This window comes from Pseudarthrobacter sp. As-47 (genome assembly GCF_058215595.1).
The window spans coordinates 3,742,455-3,759,561 of the sequence record NZ_CM177088.1 but is presented as its reverse complement, the minus strand read 5'-3'; the positions used below and the strand labels follow the sequence as shown (position 1 = coordinate 3,759,561).

The following is a 17,107-nucleotide window of genomic DNA, read 5'->3' as shown; positions in this document are numbered from 1 at the left end:
CAGGAGGCAAGGCGCGACGGCGGGAGGTCCCGCCGTCGTCCTTTCCCACCTTTTGCTATACGCGCTCGCTGGTGAAGGCCGTCAGCGCCGTCAGTTTCGCCTCGCCAATGGGCTCTTCCGGCAGCAGGGGAATGAGGGCAACCCTGTCCGCGATTGCCCGCACTTTCGTGATCTGGTCCGCCTCATGGGCGGCGCGGGCCCGGAGGAACGGCGAGCGCGGGTGGGCGGCGGCGATGGAGTTGTTGATGACCCAGGCCCACGGATGGATTCCGGCCCGTTCCAGATCGGCCTTCAGTTCCTCCGCCTCCAGCACGGGCGTGGTCTCGGCCAGCGTCACGAGGATGACCTTCGTTCCCACCGGATCCTGCAGGCGCATCAGCGGCGTCACGAACCCCAGGGAGTTCCCCACCTGCCGGGAAATCTCCCGGTGGTACGAACCCGTGGCATCCAGGAGCAGCAGCGTGTGCCCGGTGGGAGCGGTGTCCATCACCACGAAATGCCGCCGGGACTCCTGGACCACCCGGGAGAACTGCCGGAACACGGCGACCTCGTCCGTGCAGGGCGACATTAGGTCCTCCGCCAGGGCCGCGCGGCCCTCATCGTCCAGGCTCCGGCCCTTGGTGTCCATCACGTGGGCCCGGTATTCCTGGATGGCCGCCGCGGGGTCGATGCGGGACACGGTCAGCCCCGCGACGGAACCGTGCAGCGTTTCGGCCAGGTGCGCCGCCGGATCGGTGGTGGTGAGGTGGACCGCGTGCCCCCTTTTTGCCAGGGCAACCGCGATGGCCGCAGCCACCGTCGTCTTTCCCACCCCGCCCTTGCCCATGCACATCACGAGTCCATGCCGATCGGACTCGATGCCGTCCACCAGCGCGGCGAGGGGTGAGTCTTCGATATCAATGGCCGACGACGGGCCCTCCCCAGCATCCGCGCCGGACGCGGGATCCACCAGCGATTCGAGCGCCGGAATGCCCACCATGTTGCCGGGCTTGAGCTCGAGGACGTCGCGGGGGAGCTCCGCGACCACTCCTGGAATGGCCGCCATGGCCGCGGCCTCCCGGGCACGCAGGGCCTTCGCCAGCTCCTCATCGCCCGCGGCGTCGGGCAGGACTCCGTTCACCACGAGGTACCCGCCGCGGATGCCGATCTGGTTGAGCTCGAGGTAGGTCCGCTCCACCTCCTTCAGCGACGACGGCTGCGCCCGCGTGACCAGGACAAGGCGGGTGCGCAGGGGATCAGCGAGTGCCCGGACCGCCCTGGCATACACCTCCTTGTGCTTGTCCAGCCCGGACAGCGGGCCCAGGCAGGACGGTTCCCCTGCACCCGTGGCAAGGAAATCCGTCCACGAGCCGGGCAGCTGCAGCAGGCGAATGGTGTGGCCTGTCGGAGCCGTATCGAAAATGATGTGGCCGTACTCCGCGTAGGCGGCATCGTCCCCGAGGAGGCTGGTGAACTCGTCGAAGGAGGCCACCTCCGTGGTGCAGGAACCCGAGAGGCTCTCGGCCACGCCTGCCAGTTCGGACTCCGGCAGGACTCCCCGGACGGGGGCGAGGATCCGCTCCCGGTACGCCTCCGTTGCCTGCTCCGGGTCGATTTCCAGGGCAGAGAGTCCGGGCACGTCCGGAATTGCGGTGACGGTGTTTCCAACAGCCAGGCCGAAGACCTGTCCGATGTTGGACGCAGGGTCAGTGCTGACCAGCAGCACCTTCCGGCCGGCCCGGGCAAGGGAGAGCGCGGACGCGCACGCCACGGAGGTCTTGCCCACCCCGCCCTTGCCGGTGAAGAACAGGAAGCGCGGCGGGTTGTGGAGGAACTTCATGCACGCCAGTCTTCCAACTCGTGGGGGAAGGCCCCAGAGCCGAACGTCCCTGTATGCAACACGCGCGGTACCCAACGCACGCGGTGCCCAGCCCACCAGAAGCCGAAACCGCCGTCGTCCGCTTAAGCCTGTCCGTTCTCCAGCAGTCCGCCGCTCGCCCAGCGCCGGACCGCAGCCTTCTCGGCGGCGTCGAACTCCAGCAGGGCCACCCGGCAGAGTTCCTCCACGTTGGCCGTCCACGCCGCTGCCAGTTCCGCCGCCGTCGCCTTGTCACTGAGCTGGAAATTGGCGTAGGCGAGGCCCTGCAGGACAAAACTGACCGCATTGCGGGAGACCGGCTGGCCGGCGCTGACGCAATCGTCCCGCACCTGCCGGGAGAGCTCGGTGCGGTTGAGCGCGGGCAGGTCCCGGAGCCGGGCAGCCATGGCCTTGAAAATCTGCCGGAACTGGGCGGCGGAGAGCGCCGGGACGTCCGTCACGCGGGTGACCTGCTCCTCGACACCCGGCTGGAGGTCCGCCGGCACTGGCAGGTCCTCGCTGGAGAACCTCTTCGCGTCCCACACCCAGCCGCCCTGCGCTGCCGAATATTCCACGTCCTTGCCGATCTGCGAGACCCACGTCCCGAACTTCCCGAAGCCGCCCCAGTCCGTCTTCAGCGAGGGATCGGCCGTCAGCGCCCGGTGGGCCACCATCGCGCCAACCACCGGTCCAGGCGCGGACCGGACAAAGTCCAGTACCTCGCGGATGGCGGGGGAGCTGGCTTTGGCCTTCGCCTTGGAAGCGGCTGGGGCCTGCGGCTGCTTCGGGGACGCCACCGCGTGGATGGGATCAACGGTGGTGCCGTTGAGGATGGCCACGAAGTCGTGCGATTCCACCACATGGTCCGCCATCTCCCGGTAGGCGAAGGCCACGGCGCCGGCAGCGATCACGGTGGTCATCCGGTCTGCCGCCCTGAACCGCTGGATCAGTGACGTGAAGTCGGCATCGGCCGAGGCGATAAAGAACTCCTCGATCCCGCCGCTGCCGGACAGGGCGTCCATCGCGTCCAGCACCAGGTTGATGTCCCCGGCTAGACTCGCCTGCATGGGGGACAACAACACACCTGATCACGAACGCGCGCCCGAACAACGCGAACCACGGAAGCCGGCCCGGGTACCTGGAGTGGTCCTGCCGATCGCAGGGCTCGTGGTCCTGCTGGCCGGGTGCCTGGTGGCTTGGCTCAACCGGAACACCTACATTGGCTGGTTCGCCTACGCGCCGCTGAGCAACCAGCCTTTCTCCGGCACCGGGATGGCGTTCCTCAGCCCGGGGACGCAGGCGGGCCTGGCAATCGCCGTCGTGGGCCTGCTGCTGCTTGCCTTTTGGGCGGGCTACAGAACCGGCAGGAAAGCTGCACCAACAACTCCTGGCCAGCCCTAAGCCCAAGCGGCCGACGACGTCGCGTCCCGCCGTCGCCATCCCGCCTCTGCGGGTCCGGAAGTTTGGATCCCGGCGCGCATCTTGGTATCCTGTGAGTCGTGTCACCCACCAGTGGCACATGCTTATGATCTGCGGCGGGAGAGTCCTGCCGGTACGTTCAGCAGGCGCCGTAGGAGCAAATCCTCCCCAGGAATCTCTCAGGCCCACGTACCGCCGCGGCAAGGCAACTCTGGAAAGCAGTCCGGGCAACCGGGCTCACCGACGGTGCAAGTGGCGCCCTGCTGAACAGCAGGGCAACGCAAAACTCTCAGGTCCAATACAGAGCGGGGAGGAACCCGAATCAACGTGGTGCTAAGGCGCCACCTGAATTATGGAGTTCCCCTCATGACGGTTCACTCGTCCCCAACCACCTTCGCAGACCGCCATATCGGCGCGCGCCGCCAGTCCGACGTCGACACCATGCTCAAGGCGGTCGGTTACGACAGCCTTGATGGCCTGGTGGACAGCGCCGTCCCGGACTCGATCCGCCAGGACAAGCCCCTCACACTCGAGAGCGCCCTCAGTGAAGTCCAGGTTCTTGCCGAGCTCCGCAAGCTGGCCGGCAAGAACAAGATGGCCGTGCAGATGATCGGCCAGGGCTACTACGACACCGTGACGCCGCCGGTGATCCGCCGCAACATCCTCGAAGCCCCCGCCTGGTACACCGCCTACACCCCGTACCAGCCGGAGATTTCCCAGGGCCGGCTCGAGGCGCTGCTCAACTTCCAGACCATGGTCCAGGACCTCACGGCGCTCCCGGTGGCCAACGCCTCCCTCCTCGACGAAGCCACCGCTGTGGCCGAGGCCGTGCTGCTGATGCGCCGGGCGAATAAGAACAAGACGGCCAAGGACGGCAAGACCGTCCTGGACGCCGACCTCCTCCCGCAGACCATCGCCATCGTGCTGGGCCGCGCCGAGGCCCTCGGCTTCGAGGTGGAGGTCGCCGACCTCACCAACGGCCTGCCGGACGGCGACATCAACGGCGTGGTCCTCCAGCAGCCCGGCGTCTCCGGCCGGGTCTGGGACCAGTCCGCCGTGATCGCGGAAGCCAAGGAACGCGGTGCACTGGTCACGGTCGCCGCCGACCTCCTGGCCCTCACCCTCATCACCCCTCCTGGCGAGCAGGGGGCGGACATCGCCGTCGGCTCCACCCAGCGCTTCGGCGTGCCGTTGTTCTTTGGGGGACCGCACGCGGCCTACATGGCCGTCCGCGACGGCATGGAACGCACCCTCCCCGGCCGCATCGTCGGCGTTTCCAAGGACAACGCCGGCGTCCCGGCCTACCGCCTTGCCCTGCAGACCCGCGAGCAGCACATCCGCCGCGAGAAGGCCACGTCCAACATCTGCACCGCCCAGGCACTGCTGGCCATCGTCTCCTCCTTCTACGCCGTGTACCACGGCCCCGACGGGCTGAAGGCGATCGCCGAAACCGTCCACAACAACGCCCGCGCCCTGGCCGCCACGCTGAAGCATGCAGGCCGCGAGCTGGTGTCCGAGACCTTCTTCGACACCATCACCGTCCGCGTGCCCGGCAAGGCCGCCAAGGTGATCACCGCCGCCGAAGCCCGCGGCATCAACCTGCGGCTCATCGACGCGGACACGGTTGGCGTGTCCGTCGATGAAACCACGACGCCGGAGGTCCTCTCCGCGGTTGCGGTGGCCTTTGGTGCCGGTCCGGTTGTGTCCGGCCAGGGCTTTGAACTGCCGGAGTCCGTGCTGCGCACCTCCGACTTCCTGCAGCACCCGGTGTTCAATACGCACCGTTCCGAGACCCAGCTGCTGCGCTACATCCGGAAGCTCAGCGACCGGGACCTGGCGCTGGACCGCACCATGATCCCGCTGGGTTCGTGCACCATGAAGCTGAACGCCACGGCCGAGATGGAAGCCATTTCCTGGCCGGAGTTCGCGTCGATCCACCCGTTTGCCCCGGATTCGCAGACTGAGGGCTGGCGTGAGCTGATTGCGGGCCTGGAGGCGGACCTTGCCGAGATCACGGGCTATGACCAGGTGTCCATCCAGCCGAACGCCGGGTCCCAGGGTGAGCTCGCCGGGCTGCTGGCGATCCGCGGCTACCACCATTCCCGCGGTGACCAGCAGCGCAACGTCTGCCTGATCCCGGCCTCGGCGCACGGCACCAACGCCGCGTCCGCAGTGCTGGCCGGGATGAAGGTTGTGGTGGTGGCCACTGCCGCTGACGGAACGATCGATCACGCCGACCTGGAAGCGAAGATCGAGGCCCACAAGGACGTCCTCTCGGCCATCATGATCACCTACCCGTCCACCCACGGCGTGTACGACTCCGATGTCCGCGAGGTCTGCGACGCGGTCCACGCCGCCGGGGGACAGGTGTACGTTGACGGTGCAAACCTGAACGCTCTTGTGGGCCTGGCGCAGCCGGGCAAGTTCGGTGGCGATGTTTCGCACCTGAACCTGCACAAGACCTTCTGCATCCCGCACGGCGGCGGCGGACCCGGCGTCGGACCCGTTGCTGCCAAGGCGCACCTGGCACCGTTCATGCCGGGTGATGCAAACAAGGCCGCCCATGAAGCCGGGCATGGCGTTGCGATTTCCGCTTCGCGCTTCGGTTCTGCGGGTGTGCTCCCGATTTCCTGGGCCTACGTGAAGCTGATGGGCGGCCAGGGCCTGACCGAGGCCACCAAGTCCGCACTGCTCGCTGCCAACTACATCGCGGCACGGCTGAACGACTTCTTCCCGGTCCTGTACACCGGCGAAAGCGGCTTGGTGGCGCACGAGTGCATCCTGGACCTGCGCGACCTGACGGCCCAGACCGGCGTCACCGCGGAGGACGTGGCCAAGCGGCTCATCGACTTCGGCTTCCACGCCCCCACGCTCTCCTTCCCGGTGGCGGGCACGCTCATGGTGGAGCCCACCGAGTCCGAGGACCTCGCGGAGATCGACCGCTTCATCGAAGCCATGATCACCATCCGCAAGGAAATCGACCAGGTGGCCAACGGCGACTTCACCGTGACCAGCAGCCCGCTGCGCAACGCACCCCACACGGCCGCCGCCGTCGTCTCTTCCGACTGGGACCGCGCGTACCCGCGCGAGCAGGCAGCCTTCCCCGTGTCCTCCCTCCGGCAGGACAAGTACTTCCCGCCGGTCGGCCGCATTGACGGCGCCGCGGGTGACCGCAACCTGGTGTGCTCCTGCCCTCCCCTCGACGCGTTCGAGGACAAAACTGCATTTGAGAACTAAGGATTTCCTGATGACTGAGAACTACACAGCGCTCTATGAGCAGCACAAGCTGGCCGGCGCCTCTTTCACCGACTTCGGCGGCTGGCAGATGCCCCTTAAGTACAGCTCCGAGCTGGCCGAGCACCACGCCGTCCGTAACGCCGCCGGCCTGTTCGACCTCTCCCACATGGGCGAGGTCTGGGTCACCGGCCCGGACGCCGCAGCCTTCCTGGACTACGCCCTGGCCGGCAAGCTGTCCGCCGTGGCCGTGGGCAAGGCCAAGTACTCGCTGATCTGCCAGGAAGACGGCGGCATCATTGACGACCTCATCTCCTACCGCCGGAGTGAAGAGAAGTACCTGGTGGTCCCCAACGCCGGCAACGCCAAGGTGGTGGCCGCTGCCCTGGCCGAGCGGGCCGCCGGCTTCGATGTCACCGTGGAGGACGTCTCCGCCGAGACCTCCCTCATCGCCGTGCAGGGCCCGAACGCCGAAGCCATCCTCCTGACGCTGGTCCCCGCCGAGCAGCACTCCCTGGTGACTGAGCTGAAGTACTACGCGGCCGTCGAAGTAGGGATCACCGTCAACGGCGCTGTCCAGGACCTGCTCCTGGCCCGCACCGGATACACCGGCGAGGACGGCTTCGAGATCTACGTCCCGAACGGGGACGCCGCCGGCCTGTGGGAAGCGCTGCTGGAAGCCGGCGACGGCCACGGGCTCATCCCCGCCGGCCTCGCCTGCCGCGACTCGCTCCGCCTGGAAGCCGGCATGCCCCTCTACGGCAACGAACTCTCCCGTGAAGGCAACCCCTTCGCCGCTGGCCTCGGCCCGGTTGTCTCGCTCAAGAAGGAGTCGGACTTCGTGGGCAAGGCGGCACTGGCGGAGCTCAAGGAGCTTGGTGCCGGTTCCACCTCCGGCCGCAAGCTCGTGGGCCTCAAGGGACTGGGCCGCCGCGCCGGCCGCAGCCACTACCCGGTGCTCAAGGACGGCAACGTCGTGGGTGAGGTGACCTCCGGCCAGCCAAGCCCCACCCTCGGTTACCCGATCGCCCTGGCCTATGTCGACGTCGAACACTCCGAACCCGGCACCGCCCTCGACATCGACCTCCGCGGCAAGCCAGAGCCCTTCGAAGTAGTAGCCCTCCCGTTCTACAAGCGCCAGAAGTAACGGACGCCGACGGCCCGTCGGGTCCGACCTCCTCTGCATGCTCGGTCGCGAAGACGCCCGCTGAGCGGACGTGACGCTCCCTTAGACGCATGCTGCCGGAGGTCGGACCCAAAGGGGCCGACGCTCTCTCACTTGATGTCGGTTTTATCCAAACGCTCTATCACTTGATGCGGCTTTTGGCCCGGCGCTCTCTCACTTTTCACACACCAGATTGAAGGAAACACACCATGGCAAAAGTTGTTGCTGAACTGAAGTACTCCGCCGAGCACGAGTGGGTTGCTGCTGATGGATCGGGCCCGGTGAACATCGGAATTTCCGCAGTCGCCGCCGATGCCCTGGGCGACATTGTGTACGTGGACCTGCCCGAGGTCGGCTCCACTGTGACCGCGGGGGAAACCTGCGGCGAGGTGGAATCCACCAAGTCTGACTCCGACCTCTACGCCCCCGTCACCGGCGAGGTTGTGGAGATCAACGACGACGTCGTCTCCGACCCCGCGCTGATCAACAACGATCCCTACGGCGCCGGCTGGCTCTTCAAGGTTGCAGTCACCGAAGAGGGCCCGCTGATGTCCGCTGAAGAGTACGCCTCAGCCAACGGCGGCGAACTGTGACCGCCCCGGCAGACGTGACCGCCTTCGAACAGGTGGTGTCGCCGTCGCTGGACGCCAACCTCGCCGCGCTGGACCCGGAGATCGCCGCGAAGATCGACGACGAGCTCACCCGCCAGCGTGACGGCCTGGAGATGATCGCCTCCGAGAACCACACCGCCGTCGCCGTGATGCAGGCGCAGGGATCGGTGCTGACCAACAAGTACGCCGAAGGCTACCCGGGCAAGCGCTACTACGGTGGCTGCGAGCACGTGGACGTGATCGAACAGCTCGCCATCGACAGGATCAAGGCGCTCTTCGGTGCCGGGTTCGCCAACGTCCAGCCGCACTCCGGCGCGCAGGCCAACGCCTCGGTCATGCACGCGCTGATCAAGCCCGGCGACACCATCATGGGCCTGAACCTGGCCCACGGCGGCCACCTCACGCACGGCATGAAGATCAACTTCTCCGGCAAGCTCTACAACGTGGTCCCCTACGGCGTCCGCGAGGACACCCACACGGTGGACATGGCAGAGGTGGAGCGCCTGGCGCAGGAGACCAAGCCCGCGCTGATCGTGGCCGGCTGGTCCGCCTACGCCCGGCAGCTGGACTTCGCCGAGTTCCGCCGCATCGCCGACTCCGTGGGCGCCTATCTGATGGTGGACATGGCGCACTTCGCCGGCTTGGTGGCCGCGGGGCTGCACCCGTCGCCGGTCCCGCACGCGCATGTCACCACGTCCACCACGCACAAGACCCTCGCCGGTCCCCGCGGTGGCATCATCCTGACCAACGACGCCGACATCGCCAAGAAGATCAACTCGGCTGTGTTCCCCGGCCAGCAGGGCGGCCCGCTGGAGCACGTCATCGCGGGCAAGGCCGTGGCGTTCAAGATCGCCGCGTCCGAGGAGTTCCGTGAGCGGCAGGAGCGCGTCCTGGCCGGCGCCCGGATCCTGGCCGAGCGCCTGGTCCAGCCGGACGTCACCGCCAAGGGCATCAGCGTGGTGTCCGGCGGCACCGATGTGCACCTGGTCCTCGTCGACCTGCGCAACTGCGAGCTCGACGGGCAGCAGGCCGAGGACCGGCTCGCGGCCATCGACATCACCGTCAACCGCAACGCCGTCCCCTTCGACCCGCGCCCGCCGATGGTCACCTCCGGCCTCCGGATCGGCACGCCGGCGCTCGCCACGCGCGGGTTTGGTGAGGCTGCCTTCCGCGAGGTTGCGGACATCATCGCCGAGGCATTGACGGCCGACGCCGATGGGGATCTTTCCGGGCTGCGTCACCGCGTCGAGGAGTTGGCGAAGGCCCACCCGCTCTACCCGGGCATCGCACCACTGTCCTGAGGCTGGTTCCGGAGCCGGCGGACCGGACATTTTCACGCGTGCTGCTCCTTCGTCGCTTTGACGCACGCTTTCGAAAAGTCCGGCTCCGCCGGCCCCTCGTGCCCACGTCGCCTTAGCGACGCTCCACCCACCCATTACACGTCTCGTTAGGAATCCCACCATGGCCGTTGGCGTATTCGATCTTTTTTCCATTGGGATCGGGCCCTCGAGTTCTCATACTGTGGGGCCGATGCGGGCTGCTGCTGTGTTTTCGGAGGAGTTGAAGGCTTCGGGGGTGCTGGCGGGGGTGGCGTCGTTGCGGGTGGATTTGTATGGGTCGTTGGCTGCGACGGGTCATGGGCATGGGACGATGACGGCCATTTTGCTGGGGTTGGAGGGGTTCCATCCGGAGCTGATCCTGCCCGGTGAGGTGGAGGAGCGGCTGGCTGCGATCGCTGAGACCGGGACTCTCCAGCTCGCTGGTGCGGTGGAGTTGCCGTACGGGGTGAAGGATATGGTGTTGCGGCCCTTGACGGTCCTGCCCAGGCATACGAACGGGATGACGTTCACGGTCTCCGACGCCGGTGGGCGGGTACTGCATGCGGCGACGTTCTTTTCGGTGGGCGGCGGGTTCATTGTCCGTGAGGGTGAGGAGGACGCGGCGCTGCAGGAGCTGGAGGAGTCGAAGAAGGAGCTGCCGCTGCCGTTCCGGACCGCGGCGGAGCTGCTGGAGCATTGCCGGGTGACGGGGCTGGGCATCGGTGATGTGATGCGGGTGAACGAGGAGGACAGCCGCACCCCGGGGGAGATCCGGGCGGGGCTGCTGCATATCTGGTCGGTGATGGAGGACTGTGTGGCGACGTCCCTGAAGCGGGAGGGTGTGCTGCCGGGCGGGTTGAAGGTCCGGCGCCGTGCCCCGGACTGGTATGACCGGCTGCGGAAGGAAAGCTCCCGGCCCGGCGGCGCCGAAAACGGCGACGGGGCCGAGTTTCATGATCCGAAGTATTGGCAGGAGTGGGTTAATTTGATTGCTCTTGCGGTGAATGAGGAGAACGCCTCGGGCGGCCGGGTGGTGACGGCGCCGACGAACGGTGCTGCGGGGATCATCCCGGCGGTGCTGTATTACGCGCTGCATTTCGCACCCGGGATGGAAAACGCAAGCCAGGAAGACCTGGACGACGTGGTGGTGCGTTTCCTGCTCGCCGCCGGTGCGGTGGGGGTGCTGTACAAGGAGCAGGCGTCGATTTCTGGTGCTGAGGTGGGGTGCCAGGGCGAGGTCGGGTCGGCGTCGTCGATGGCTGCTGCGGGCCTGGCTGAGGTGATGGGCGGGTCTCCGGCACAGGTGGAGAACGCGGCGGAGATCGCGATGGAGCACAACCTGGGGTTGACGTGTGATCCGATCGGCGGGCTGGTCCAGGTCCCGTGTATCGAGCGGAACGCGATCGCGGCGGCGAAGGCGATCAACGCCGCGAAGATGGCGCTCTGGGGCGACGGGTCCCACCGGGTGTCGCTGGATGAGGTCATCGTGACCATGCGCGAGACCGGCAAGGACATGAGCTCCAAATACAAGGAAACGGCCATGGGCGGCCTCGCCGTCAACGTCGTCGAATGCTAGCCGAAGGCAAAAGGAAGAACACTAATGACATTGGCACCTGAAGGCCGGAAGCTTTTACGCGTTGAACAGCGCAATTCTGCTGTTCCGGTGGCGCGTAAGCCGGAGTGGATCAAGGCGAAGGTCCAGATGGGCCCGGAGTTTGTCCAGCTCAAGAACCTGGTCAAGAAAGAAGGCCTGCACACGGTGTGCGAGGAGGCCGGTTGCCCCAACATTTTCGAGTGCTGGGAGGACAAGGAAGCCACGTTCCTGATCGGCGGATCGGAGTGCACCCGGCGCTGTGATTTCTGCCAGATCGATACCGGCAAGCCCTCCCCGGCGGACATGTTCGAACCCACCAAGGTGGCCCGGTCCGTGCAGGCGATGCAGCTGCGTTACGCCACGGTCACCGGTGTGGCCCGGGACGACCTCGAAGATGAGGGCGTGTGGCTGTACGCCGAGACGGTCCGGAAGATCCACGAACTGAACCCCGGCACCGGCGTCGAGCTGCTGATCCCGGACTTCTCCGGCAAACCCGAGCACATCAAAGCGATCTGCGATTCCAGGCCCGAGGTGTTCGCGCACAACGTCGAGACGGTGCCGCGGATCTTCAAGCGGATCCGTCCGGCCTTCCGGTACGAGCGGTCCCTGGATGTGATCACGCAGGGCCGGAACCTGGGCATGGTCACCAAGTCCAACCTGATCCTGGGCATGGGCGAGACCCGCGAGGAGATCTCCGAGGCCCTGCGGGACCTGCACGAGGCCGGGTGCGACCTGATCACCATCACCCAGTACCTGCGCCCGAGTGAGCGGCACCTGCCGGTGGACCGGTGGGTCAAGCCGCAGGAATTCGTGGACCTCCAGGACGAGGCCACCGAGATCGGGTTCCTCGGCGTGATGTCCGGGCCGCTGGTCCGCTCCTCCTACCGCGCCGGGCGGCTCTGGGCCACCGCGATGCGGAAGAAGGGCTGGGAGATCCCCGCCGAACTCGCCCACATCGAGTCCTCCGGCAGCACCCGCCAGGAAGCCAGCTCCCTGCTGGCGGCCACTGCATGACGGGATAGCCACCGCTGAAGCCCCTGAAAACTGAAGCAAATACAGGACCAATGATGTTCCCCGTCAGAATCGAAATCATTCCCTCCGAGGGAATCGTTGAGCAGGTCCGAGCCAAGGTGTCCGCGGCCACGCCGCTGAGCGTCACCTGCCTGCCGCACCACGGCATCGAGCGCACCATGCGCACCGCCGTGGAGCTGAGCGACGCCGGCTACCAGGTGATCCCGCACCTCGCCGCCCGGAGCATCCGCAGCCGTGCCGAGCTCACCGAGATTATCCGTGGCTGCGATGCTGCGGGAATCCGCGAAGTCTTCGTTATTGGGGGAGACCGGAAGCAGCCCGCCGGCACCTACGACTCGGCGCTTCCGGTCCTCGAGGACATCGCCCAGTACACCGGCGGAATGATGCGCGTGGGCGTGGCCGGATACCCGGAGGGCCACCCGCTGGTCAGCCCCCTGGACCTGCTGGACGGGCTGCTGGCCAAGCAGCCTCTTGCCTCGCATGTAGTCACGCAGATGTGCTTTTCCGCCGGCAAGATCCACGATTACGCCGCGCTCCTGCGCCGCGAAGGCGTCCACCTGCCCCTGTGGGCGGGCGTGGCGGGGTCCGTCCCGCGGACCAAGCTGGTGGCACTCGCCACGCAGATCGGCGTCGGAAGTTCCCTGAAGTTCCTCAGCCGCAAGGGCCCGCTGGCCCGCAAACTCCTCAGCGGCGACCGGTACTCCCCGGACACCCTGGTGGCCGGGCTCAAAACCACGCCCGGCACCGTCGCCGGCATCCACCTCTACAGCTTCAACAGCCTCGATGCGGTCCCCAACGATGCGGCCGCGTCTTCCCCTTCCGCACTCCAGACAGCTTTGATCCGAGGAGCAGCACGTGACAACTAACCCTGTGACAACCCGCCAGGAGCCGCATCTTGGGCGGCAGCTCACCAACGCGGGGCCTTATGAGGGCCCGTTCATCTCGCAGCAGGTCATCGAGGTGGACCACACGTACACCGCGGACGACCTGGTGGCGGTGGGCCGGGACGCGGAGTGCGTGGCGCTCCGGAATGCCGTCCGCTGGCACTGCGAGGGCCGGATCCTGCTGCTGGGCAACCGGACCGTCGTCCTGCGGTAGGCGCCATGAAACCGAGCGAAGCTCACAGCTGGCGGCGGGTGTCCTGGAACGCCCTGCCCGCAGGCCAGCCGGTACGCCTCTCTCAGGACGGGCAACATATCGGCTGCGGCGTGGTGGACGGGTCCACACCGGACGGCTCCATTATCTGGGTGGTCCTGGACGGGTGGTCCGAGCGCCGCATGTTCCACCGGGAGGACTTCGTCAAAGTGGAGATCAAAGGATAGGGCCGGCTGTTGACCGCCCACCCGCAATTGGCCACGATGGGGTATGACTGACACTGGAGCTGACCCCGCAGGCGCCCCTTCTGGCGACGATGCCGTGGAGGAGGTTGACGGCGTGGCGACGGCGGAGAGTATCGCGGACGAAATCCGGGACGAGATCCGCCTGGGCCACGTCGAGGACGACGTCAGCCACGTGCTTGAGGAACGCTTCGACGAGGCCGGCATAAGCTTGCGTCCGGAGGCCGTCGACGACCTTGCCGAGGAGATCGAGAAGGACGCCTCGACCTAGGGATCAGGGCTACGGCCAGTCCGCCAGCCTGAACTGCACGGGCTGCCGGATGCCGACCAGGAGGTCGCCCGTCCACTCGGCGACTGTCCGCTGACGGCCCTCCAGCGGGTCCGAAATTGCAGGCTGCTGGCCATCCTCGCGGGCAGTCTGCGTAGCGTCGTCCGAGCGTTCCATGTATCCCCCTTGGCGTGCTTGTGAAGCTAACCGTAGGCAGGCCGGGACGGCAGCGGAAGAGGGTTTATCTATCGACGGGATAAACTTGGCAAATCTTGAGCAAGAGGCGCATAAAGCAAGCGGACGACGGCGGGAGCTCCCGCCGTCGTCCGCTGTCCTTTGCCCCGTTGGGTGGGGTTAGTCGTCGTAGGTGTTGGCGATGTAGACGTCGCACGGCGCGTTGTGCGCCACGCTGTTTGCCACGCTGCCGAGGAGGCGGCCGATGCCGCGCATGCGCCGGTTCCCGACGACGATCAGCCGGGCGTCCAGGCGCATGGCTTCCTTGATGAGTGCGTCAGCGGGCTTGCCGCGGGCTGCGAAGTAGCTGATCTCCACTCCCGGCCGTGTTTCGCCAAGGGACTTCGCGACCGTTTCGGCGGCCTCGGAGTTCCAGACCTTCACTTCATCCGAGCCCACGCCGAAGGTCTCGGACCGGTCCACGTCGAATGCGGTGACGATGTGGAGGGAACCTCCCAGCGATTTTGCAAGGCCCAGCGCCACTTCCGCAGCCTTCCGTGCCGACGGGCTGCCGTCCACACCTACAACAACTACTCCGCTCATGCTGTGCTCCCTTGCTCTCTGTCCGTGGTTCAACGTCCATTGGCCAGTCTAGAGAAGTCCGGGCTGAAGACCCTACGTCATTTTGTGGATGTCCCCACTTTGTAGTCCGCTCAGCGCAGCGAGCCCAGCGGGATGACTTCCAGCCGCGACCCCGGGCCCAGGATCACCAGAACGTGCGGGGCCGTAACGTTCTCCACGGCTTTGGCCACCTGGACGGCGACGGCGTCACCGGCGGCCGGAGCAGCGTCAGCGGCTTGAGAGGCAGCTCCGCCGGCGCTGGTGTCCGATGCTGGCGAAACTGCGCTGGAAGCTGCCCCCACCGAATCTGGACCCGACGCCGGAAGGACCGGGCCGCCGTCGTCCGCCCGTACCCAGACGGTAACCCTGGCAGCGCCCGTGGCGTCAGCAATGCCCCGTGCCAAGGCGTCCGGGTCCGGGTGCTGCCCCACGACCAGGGTGAGCTGCTCGATGGTCCGTTTCCTGGCCGGCTGGGCGGCCGCGAGGAGGGCGCGGTCGTGCCGCCACAGGGCGAAGTGGTACCCGGCCACAAGGGCGGCAGCCACCAGGAGCCCGAACGGTGCACGGATGCGGTCCAGGAGGCTGCCGCCTGTGACGTCCCCGAGCAGGAACTCGAAGACCCGGTAGCCGATCACCAGGAGCGTAATGAGTGCCACCACGGCGCTGACGCCAAAGAATGCGATGAGGTACACGCGGCGTCCGGGCGGGATGGCATCGGCAGACTGAGGCTGGCTCCTGGGCTTCCACGCCAGCCACCAGACCGGCCCGCCCACCAGGAGGGAACTGATACCGCCAAGGAGCAAGGTGCGCGTAGCCCCACCCGCCAGCGGGGAAACGGCGGCTGCCAGCAGTGCGTTCACCACAACGCCCACCCCGGACGCTGAAGCAGCCAGGGCAACCGCGGACGTCACCAGGAGGCTGGCACGCGTGGTGGCGGGGGACCGGCGGATGGACGCGGTGCGGTGGTAGCGCCACACCAGCGCCCCCACGAGTGTTGCGGCCACGGCCGGAGCCAGCGGCTCCAGCAGTTCGTTCAGGGGGTCATCCCGGTCGAACGCCAGCCGCAGGAACACAAACAGGACCACGCCCGCCCCGCCGAGGGCAGTGATGCCGGCCGCGAAAACCCCGACGATGATCATGATGCTGTCAACCAGGTTGGTCTGGAAGCGGCGCCCGCCTTCCCTGAACCAGTGCCACCACCAGACCACGGTTCCGCCCGCCGCCCACACGAGCGAGCTGAGCACGGAGTACCACCAGGGCTCAACGGTCACCGTCAGGGGGAAGCCGCGGACAGCGACGTCGAGCAGGCCGCTGAGCGCTGCGATGCCGGCTCCGGCGCCGAGCAGCAGGCCAAACACTGAGCCGACGACGGCCCTCACGTCGTCCAGGTGGACCGTGGGCTTCCGGGAGTGCTTCCACATCCAGCGGTGCCACCCCCAGATGGCCGCCCAGACGATGGCGTTGGCAAGCGCCGGCGCCCAGTCACCGTCCCGCCGCCCTATCAGGGACGCCGCCATCCCCAACAGCGAGGTGGTGAAGATGATCAGGGAAACCCCATACATGGCGGTGAGGTAGAGGCCCCACCCGGCGGACCTGCGCTCTGCCTCGTCGTCGAGCCTGCGCCACACAAACCACCACAGGAGCAGGGCGAGAGGCCCGCCGATCAAGGTGAAGGCCAAGGACCGGGCGAGCCCGGCCACATCCGTGGAAGCCAGCACAGCCCCTGAAGTGAACAGCCGGTCCAGTAGTCCGCTGAGGCCACTGGCGGCAATTACCACCAGGGCGAACAGCAGGGCGTACTGGATGAGCCGACGCAGCGTCACCTGGGCGAGCCCCGCCGGCAGAACCGTTGTGCCTGCCGGGGCGCTCATGGTTTGACCTGTGTTCCGGTGCATGCCATCAGCTGGTACGGCGCCTGGCTGATCTTCCAGTCTCCGTCCGCCTTCACCAGCGAGAAGATGTCTTCCGACTCGTACTCGGAGGGGCCGAAGGGCCCGTCCTGGGACGAGTTGACGATTGAGACGCGCACGGTGGCTGACTGGTCCCGCTCCGACGTGGACACCAGGACCACCCGGGCCGGCCGGGGTTCACCGAAGTACGAGCCGCGGCAGATGGTGCGGGCGGAATCCGTGAGGTACGTTTCGGCAGTTGCGAGGTCGCCGTCGATCACGGCCGTGCTGTACCGCTGGACGACTCCGGCCGGGCTGGCCTCATCGAGGGGTTCAGGATCTCCCCGGGAAAACACCACGGCCAGGGCCACCACCACCAGCAGTCCGATAACCCCCAGCAGCACGAGGAGGATCCGGTCCGGTTTTCGCGCTGCATCAGTCATGGCGCCAGTATGCACTGTCGGCACTACATTCGCTGGTGTCTTTCGGCCCAAAAAAATACTTGACACTTCAACTAATCGCACATACATTTAGTTGTAGCTTCAAGTAGTAATCCACAACGGCAGAACAGAACCCCATGACAAACCTCCTGGCCCGCATCTTTGGA

At 66.9% G+C, this 17,107-nt stretch carries 16 protein-coding genes, 1 pseudogene and 2 riboswitches; of the genes and pseudogenes, 11 read left to right on the top strand and 6 right to left on the bottom strand.

Annotated features, from left to right (window positions below; translation table 11 throughout):
- Positions 1 to 55: 55 nt before the first annotated feature.
- A complete protein-coding gene (gene arsA / locus AC4BCK_RS17490; protein WP_490566257.1) occupies positions 56 to 1,819 on the bottom strand; it encodes an arsenical pump-driving ATPase in 1,764 nt (587 codons plus the stop codon).
- A gap of 122 nt (positions 1,820 to 1,941) precedes the next feature.
- Positions 1,942 to 2,904 carry an NYN domain-containing protein gene (locus AC4BCK_RS17485; RefSeq protein WP_490566256.1) on the bottom strand — a complete coding sequence of 321 codons (963 nt, stop codon included), beginning with the start codon at positions 2,902 to 2,904 and terminating at the stop codon, positions 1,942 to 1,944.
- Between AC4BCK_RS17485 and AC4BCK_RS17480 the strand changes: the two genes are divergently transcribed.
- From AC4BCK_RS17480 to AC4BCK_RS17430, 11 genes and pseudogenes are all read left to right on the top strand, one after another.
- Positions 2,903 to 3,238 (top strand): hypothetical protein, encoded by a 336-nt coding sequence (locus AC4BCK_RS17480; RefSeq protein WP_174174900.1) that lies wholly within the window; start codon positions 2,903 to 2,905, stop codon positions 3,236 to 3,238. The two genes, AC4BCK_RS17485 and AC4BCK_RS17480, sit on opposite strands and share 2 nt — an antisense overlap.
- A 125-nt stretch (positions 3,239 to 3,363) precedes the next feature.
- Positions 3,364 to 3,461: riboswitch (glycine riboswitch) on the top strand.
- Position 3,462: 1 nt separating this feature from the next.
- Positions 3,463 to 3,570, top strand: a riboswitch (glycine riboswitch).
- Between the two features lie 52 nt (positions 3,571 to 3,622).
- Positions 3,623 to 6,493 (top strand): aminomethyl-transferring glycine dehydrogenase, encoded by a 2,871-nt coding sequence (gcvP, locus tag AC4BCK_RS17475; protein ID WP_472531302.1) that lies wholly within the window; start codon positions 3,623 to 3,625, stop codon positions 6,491 to 6,493.
- Positions 6,494 to 6,503: 10 nt separating this feature from the next.
- On the top strand, positions 6,504 to 7,637 hold the full coding sequence (gene gcvT, locus AC4BCK_RS17470; RefSeq protein WP_174174896.1) for a glycine cleavage system aminomethyltransferase GcvT: 1,134 nt from the start codon (positions 6,504 to 6,506) through the stop codon (positions 7,635 to 7,637).
- A 227-nt stretch (positions 7,638 to 7,864) separates the two neighbouring features.
- Positions 7,865 to 8,248, top strand: coding sequence for a glycine cleavage system protein GcvH (gene gcvH, locus AC4BCK_RS17465; RefSeq protein ID WP_490566255.1), 384 nt, complete (start codon positions 7,865 to 7,867; stop codon positions 8,246 to 8,248).
- On the top strand, positions 8,245 to 9,567 hold the full coding sequence (gene glyA, locus AC4BCK_RS17460; protein ID WP_400602321.1) for a serine hydroxymethyltransferase: 1,323 nt from the start codon (positions 8,245 to 8,247) through the stop codon (positions 9,565 to 9,567). The genes gcvH and glyA overlap by 4 nt, the downstream gene beginning before the upstream one ends.
- Positions 9,568 to 9,727: 160 nt before the next feature.
- Positions 9,728 to 11,161: an L-serine ammonia-lyase gene (locus tag AC4BCK_RS17455; protein ID WP_490566254.1), complete on the top strand. Its 1,434-nt coding sequence runs from the start codon at positions 9,728 to 9,730 to the stop codon at positions 11,159 to 11,161.
- Between the two features lie 24 nt (positions 11,162 to 11,185).
- The gene (gene lipA / locus AC4BCK_RS17450) at positions 11,186 to 12,193 is read left to right on the top strand and encodes a lipoyl synthase (protein ID WP_490566253.1); all 1,008 of its coding nucleotides are present in this window, start codon (positions 11,186 to 11,188) and stop codon (positions 12,191 to 12,193) included.
- A gap of 50 nt (positions 12,194 to 12,243) precedes the next feature.
- Positions 12,244 to 13,077 carry a methylenetetrahydrofolate reductase gene (locus AC4BCK_RS17445; RefSeq protein ID WP_174174888.1) on the top strand — a complete coding sequence of 278 codons (834 nt, stop codon included), beginning with the start codon at positions 12,244 to 12,246 and terminating at the stop codon, positions 13,075 to 13,077.
- Positions 13,078 to 13,138: 61 nt separating this feature from the next.
- Positions 13,139 to 13,309 (top strand): annotated as a pseudogene (locus AC4BCK_RS17440) (formyltetrahydrofolate deformylase); the annotation flags it as partial.
- A 5-nt stretch (positions 13,310 to 13,314) separates the two neighbouring features.
- Positions 13,315 to 13,533 carry a hypothetical protein gene (locus AC4BCK_RS17435; protein WP_174174886.1) on the top strand — a complete coding sequence of 73 codons (219 nt, stop codon included), beginning with the start codon at positions 13,315 to 13,317 and terminating at the stop codon, positions 13,531 to 13,533.
- Positions 13,534 to 13,576: 43 nt separating this feature from the next.
- The gene (locus AC4BCK_RS17430) at positions 13,577 to 13,819 is read left to right on the top strand and encodes a hypothetical protein (RefSeq protein ID WP_174174884.1); all 243 of its coding nucleotides are present in this window, start codon (positions 13,577 to 13,579) and stop codon (positions 13,817 to 13,819) included.
- Between the two features lie 9 nt (positions 13,820 to 13,828).
- Here the strand turns inward: AC4BCK_RS17430 and AC4BCK_RS17425 are convergent, their stop codons facing one another.
- The 4 genes from AC4BCK_RS17425 to AC4BCK_RS17410 form a co-directional block, all read right to left on the bottom strand.
- Entirely contained in the window at positions 13,829 to 13,993 is a 165-nt protein-coding gene (locus tag AC4BCK_RS17425) for a hypothetical protein (RefSeq protein WP_174174882.1), read from the bottom strand.
- Between the two features lie 177 nt (positions 13,994 to 14,170).
- Positions 14,171 to 14,593 (bottom strand): universal stress protein, encoded by a 423-nt coding sequence (locus AC4BCK_RS17420; protein ID WP_174174880.1) that lies wholly within the window; start codon positions 14,591 to 14,593, stop codon positions 14,171 to 14,173.
- Positions 14,594 to 14,703: 110 nt separating this feature from the next.
- Entirely contained in the window at positions 14,704 to 16,482 is a 1,779-nt protein-coding gene (locus AC4BCK_RS17415) for a DUF5671 domain-containing protein (RefSeq protein ID WP_490566252.1), read from the bottom strand.
- A complete protein-coding gene (locus AC4BCK_RS17410; RefSeq protein ID WP_174174876.1) occupies positions 16,479 to 16,943 on the bottom strand; it encodes an LpqB family beta-propeller domain-containing protein in 465 nt (154 codons plus the stop codon). Before AC4BCK_RS17410 ends, AC4BCK_RS17415 begins: the two co-directional genes overlap by 4 nt.
- Positions 16,944 to 17,107 lie beyond the last annotated feature (164 nt).

What these genes read in the sequence shown, in the direction of transcription:
- arsA (WP_490566257.1), bottom strand. Translation starts at nt 1,819, where the DNA reads ATGAAGTTCCTCCACAACCCGCCGCGCTTCCTGTTCTTCACCGGCAAG.
- AC4BCK_RS17480 (WP_174174900.1), top strand. Translation starts at nt 2,903, where the DNA reads ATGGGGGACAACAACACACCTGATCACGAACGCGCGCCCGAACAACGC.
- AC4BCK_RS17485 (WP_490566256.1), bottom strand. Translation starts at nt 2,904, where the DNA reads ATGCAGGCGAGTCTAGCCGGGGACATCAACCTGGTGCTGGACGCGATG.
- gcvP (WP_472531302.1), top strand. Translation starts at nt 3,623, where the DNA reads ATGACGGTTCACTCGTCCCCAACCACCTTCGCAGACCGCCATATCGGC.
- gcvT (WP_174174896.1), top strand. Translation starts at nt 6,504, where the DNA reads ATGACTGAGAACTACACAGCGCTCTATGAGCAGCACAAGCTGGCCGGC.
- gcvH (WP_490566255.1), top strand. Translation starts at nt 7,865, where the DNA reads ATGGCAAAAGTTGTTGCTGAACTGAAGTACTCCGCCGAGCACGAGTGG.
- AC4BCK_RS17455 (WP_490566254.1), top strand. Translation starts at nt 9,728, where the DNA reads ATGGCCGTTGGCGTATTCGATCTTTTTTCCATTGGGATCGGGCCCTCG.
- lipA (WP_490566253.1), top strand. Translation starts at nt 11,186, where the DNA reads ATGACATTGGCACCTGAAGGCCGGAAGCTTTTACGCGTTGAACAGCGC.
- AC4BCK_RS17445 (WP_174174888.1), top strand. Translation starts at nt 12,244, where the DNA reads ATGATGTTCCCCGTCAGAATCGAAATCATTCCCTCCGAGGGAATCGTT.
- AC4BCK_RS17435 (WP_174174886.1), top strand. Translation starts at nt 13,315, where the DNA reads ATGAAACCGAGCGAAGCTCACAGCTGGCGGCGGGTGTCCTGGAACGCC.
- AC4BCK_RS17430 (WP_174174884.1), top strand. Translation starts at nt 13,577, where the DNA reads ATGACTGACACTGGAGCTGACCCCGCAGGCGCCCCTTCTGGCGACGAT.
- AC4BCK_RS17425 (WP_174174882.1), bottom strand. Translation starts at nt 13,993, where the DNA reads ATGGAACGCTCGGACGACGCTACGCAGACTGCCCGCGAGGATGGCCAG.
- AC4BCK_RS17420 (WP_174174880.1), bottom strand. Translation starts at nt 14,593, where the DNA reads ATGAGCGGAGTAGTTGTTGTAGGTGTGGACGGCAGCCCGTCGGCACGG.
- AC4BCK_RS17415 (WP_490566252.1), bottom strand. Translation starts at nt 16,482, where the DNA reads ATGAGCGCCCCGGCAGGCACAACGGTTCTGCCGGCGGGGCTCGCCCAG.
- AC4BCK_RS17410 (WP_174174876.1), bottom strand. Translation starts at nt 16,943, where the DNA reads ATGACTGATGCAGCGCGAAAACCGGACCGGATCCTCCTCGTGCTGCTG.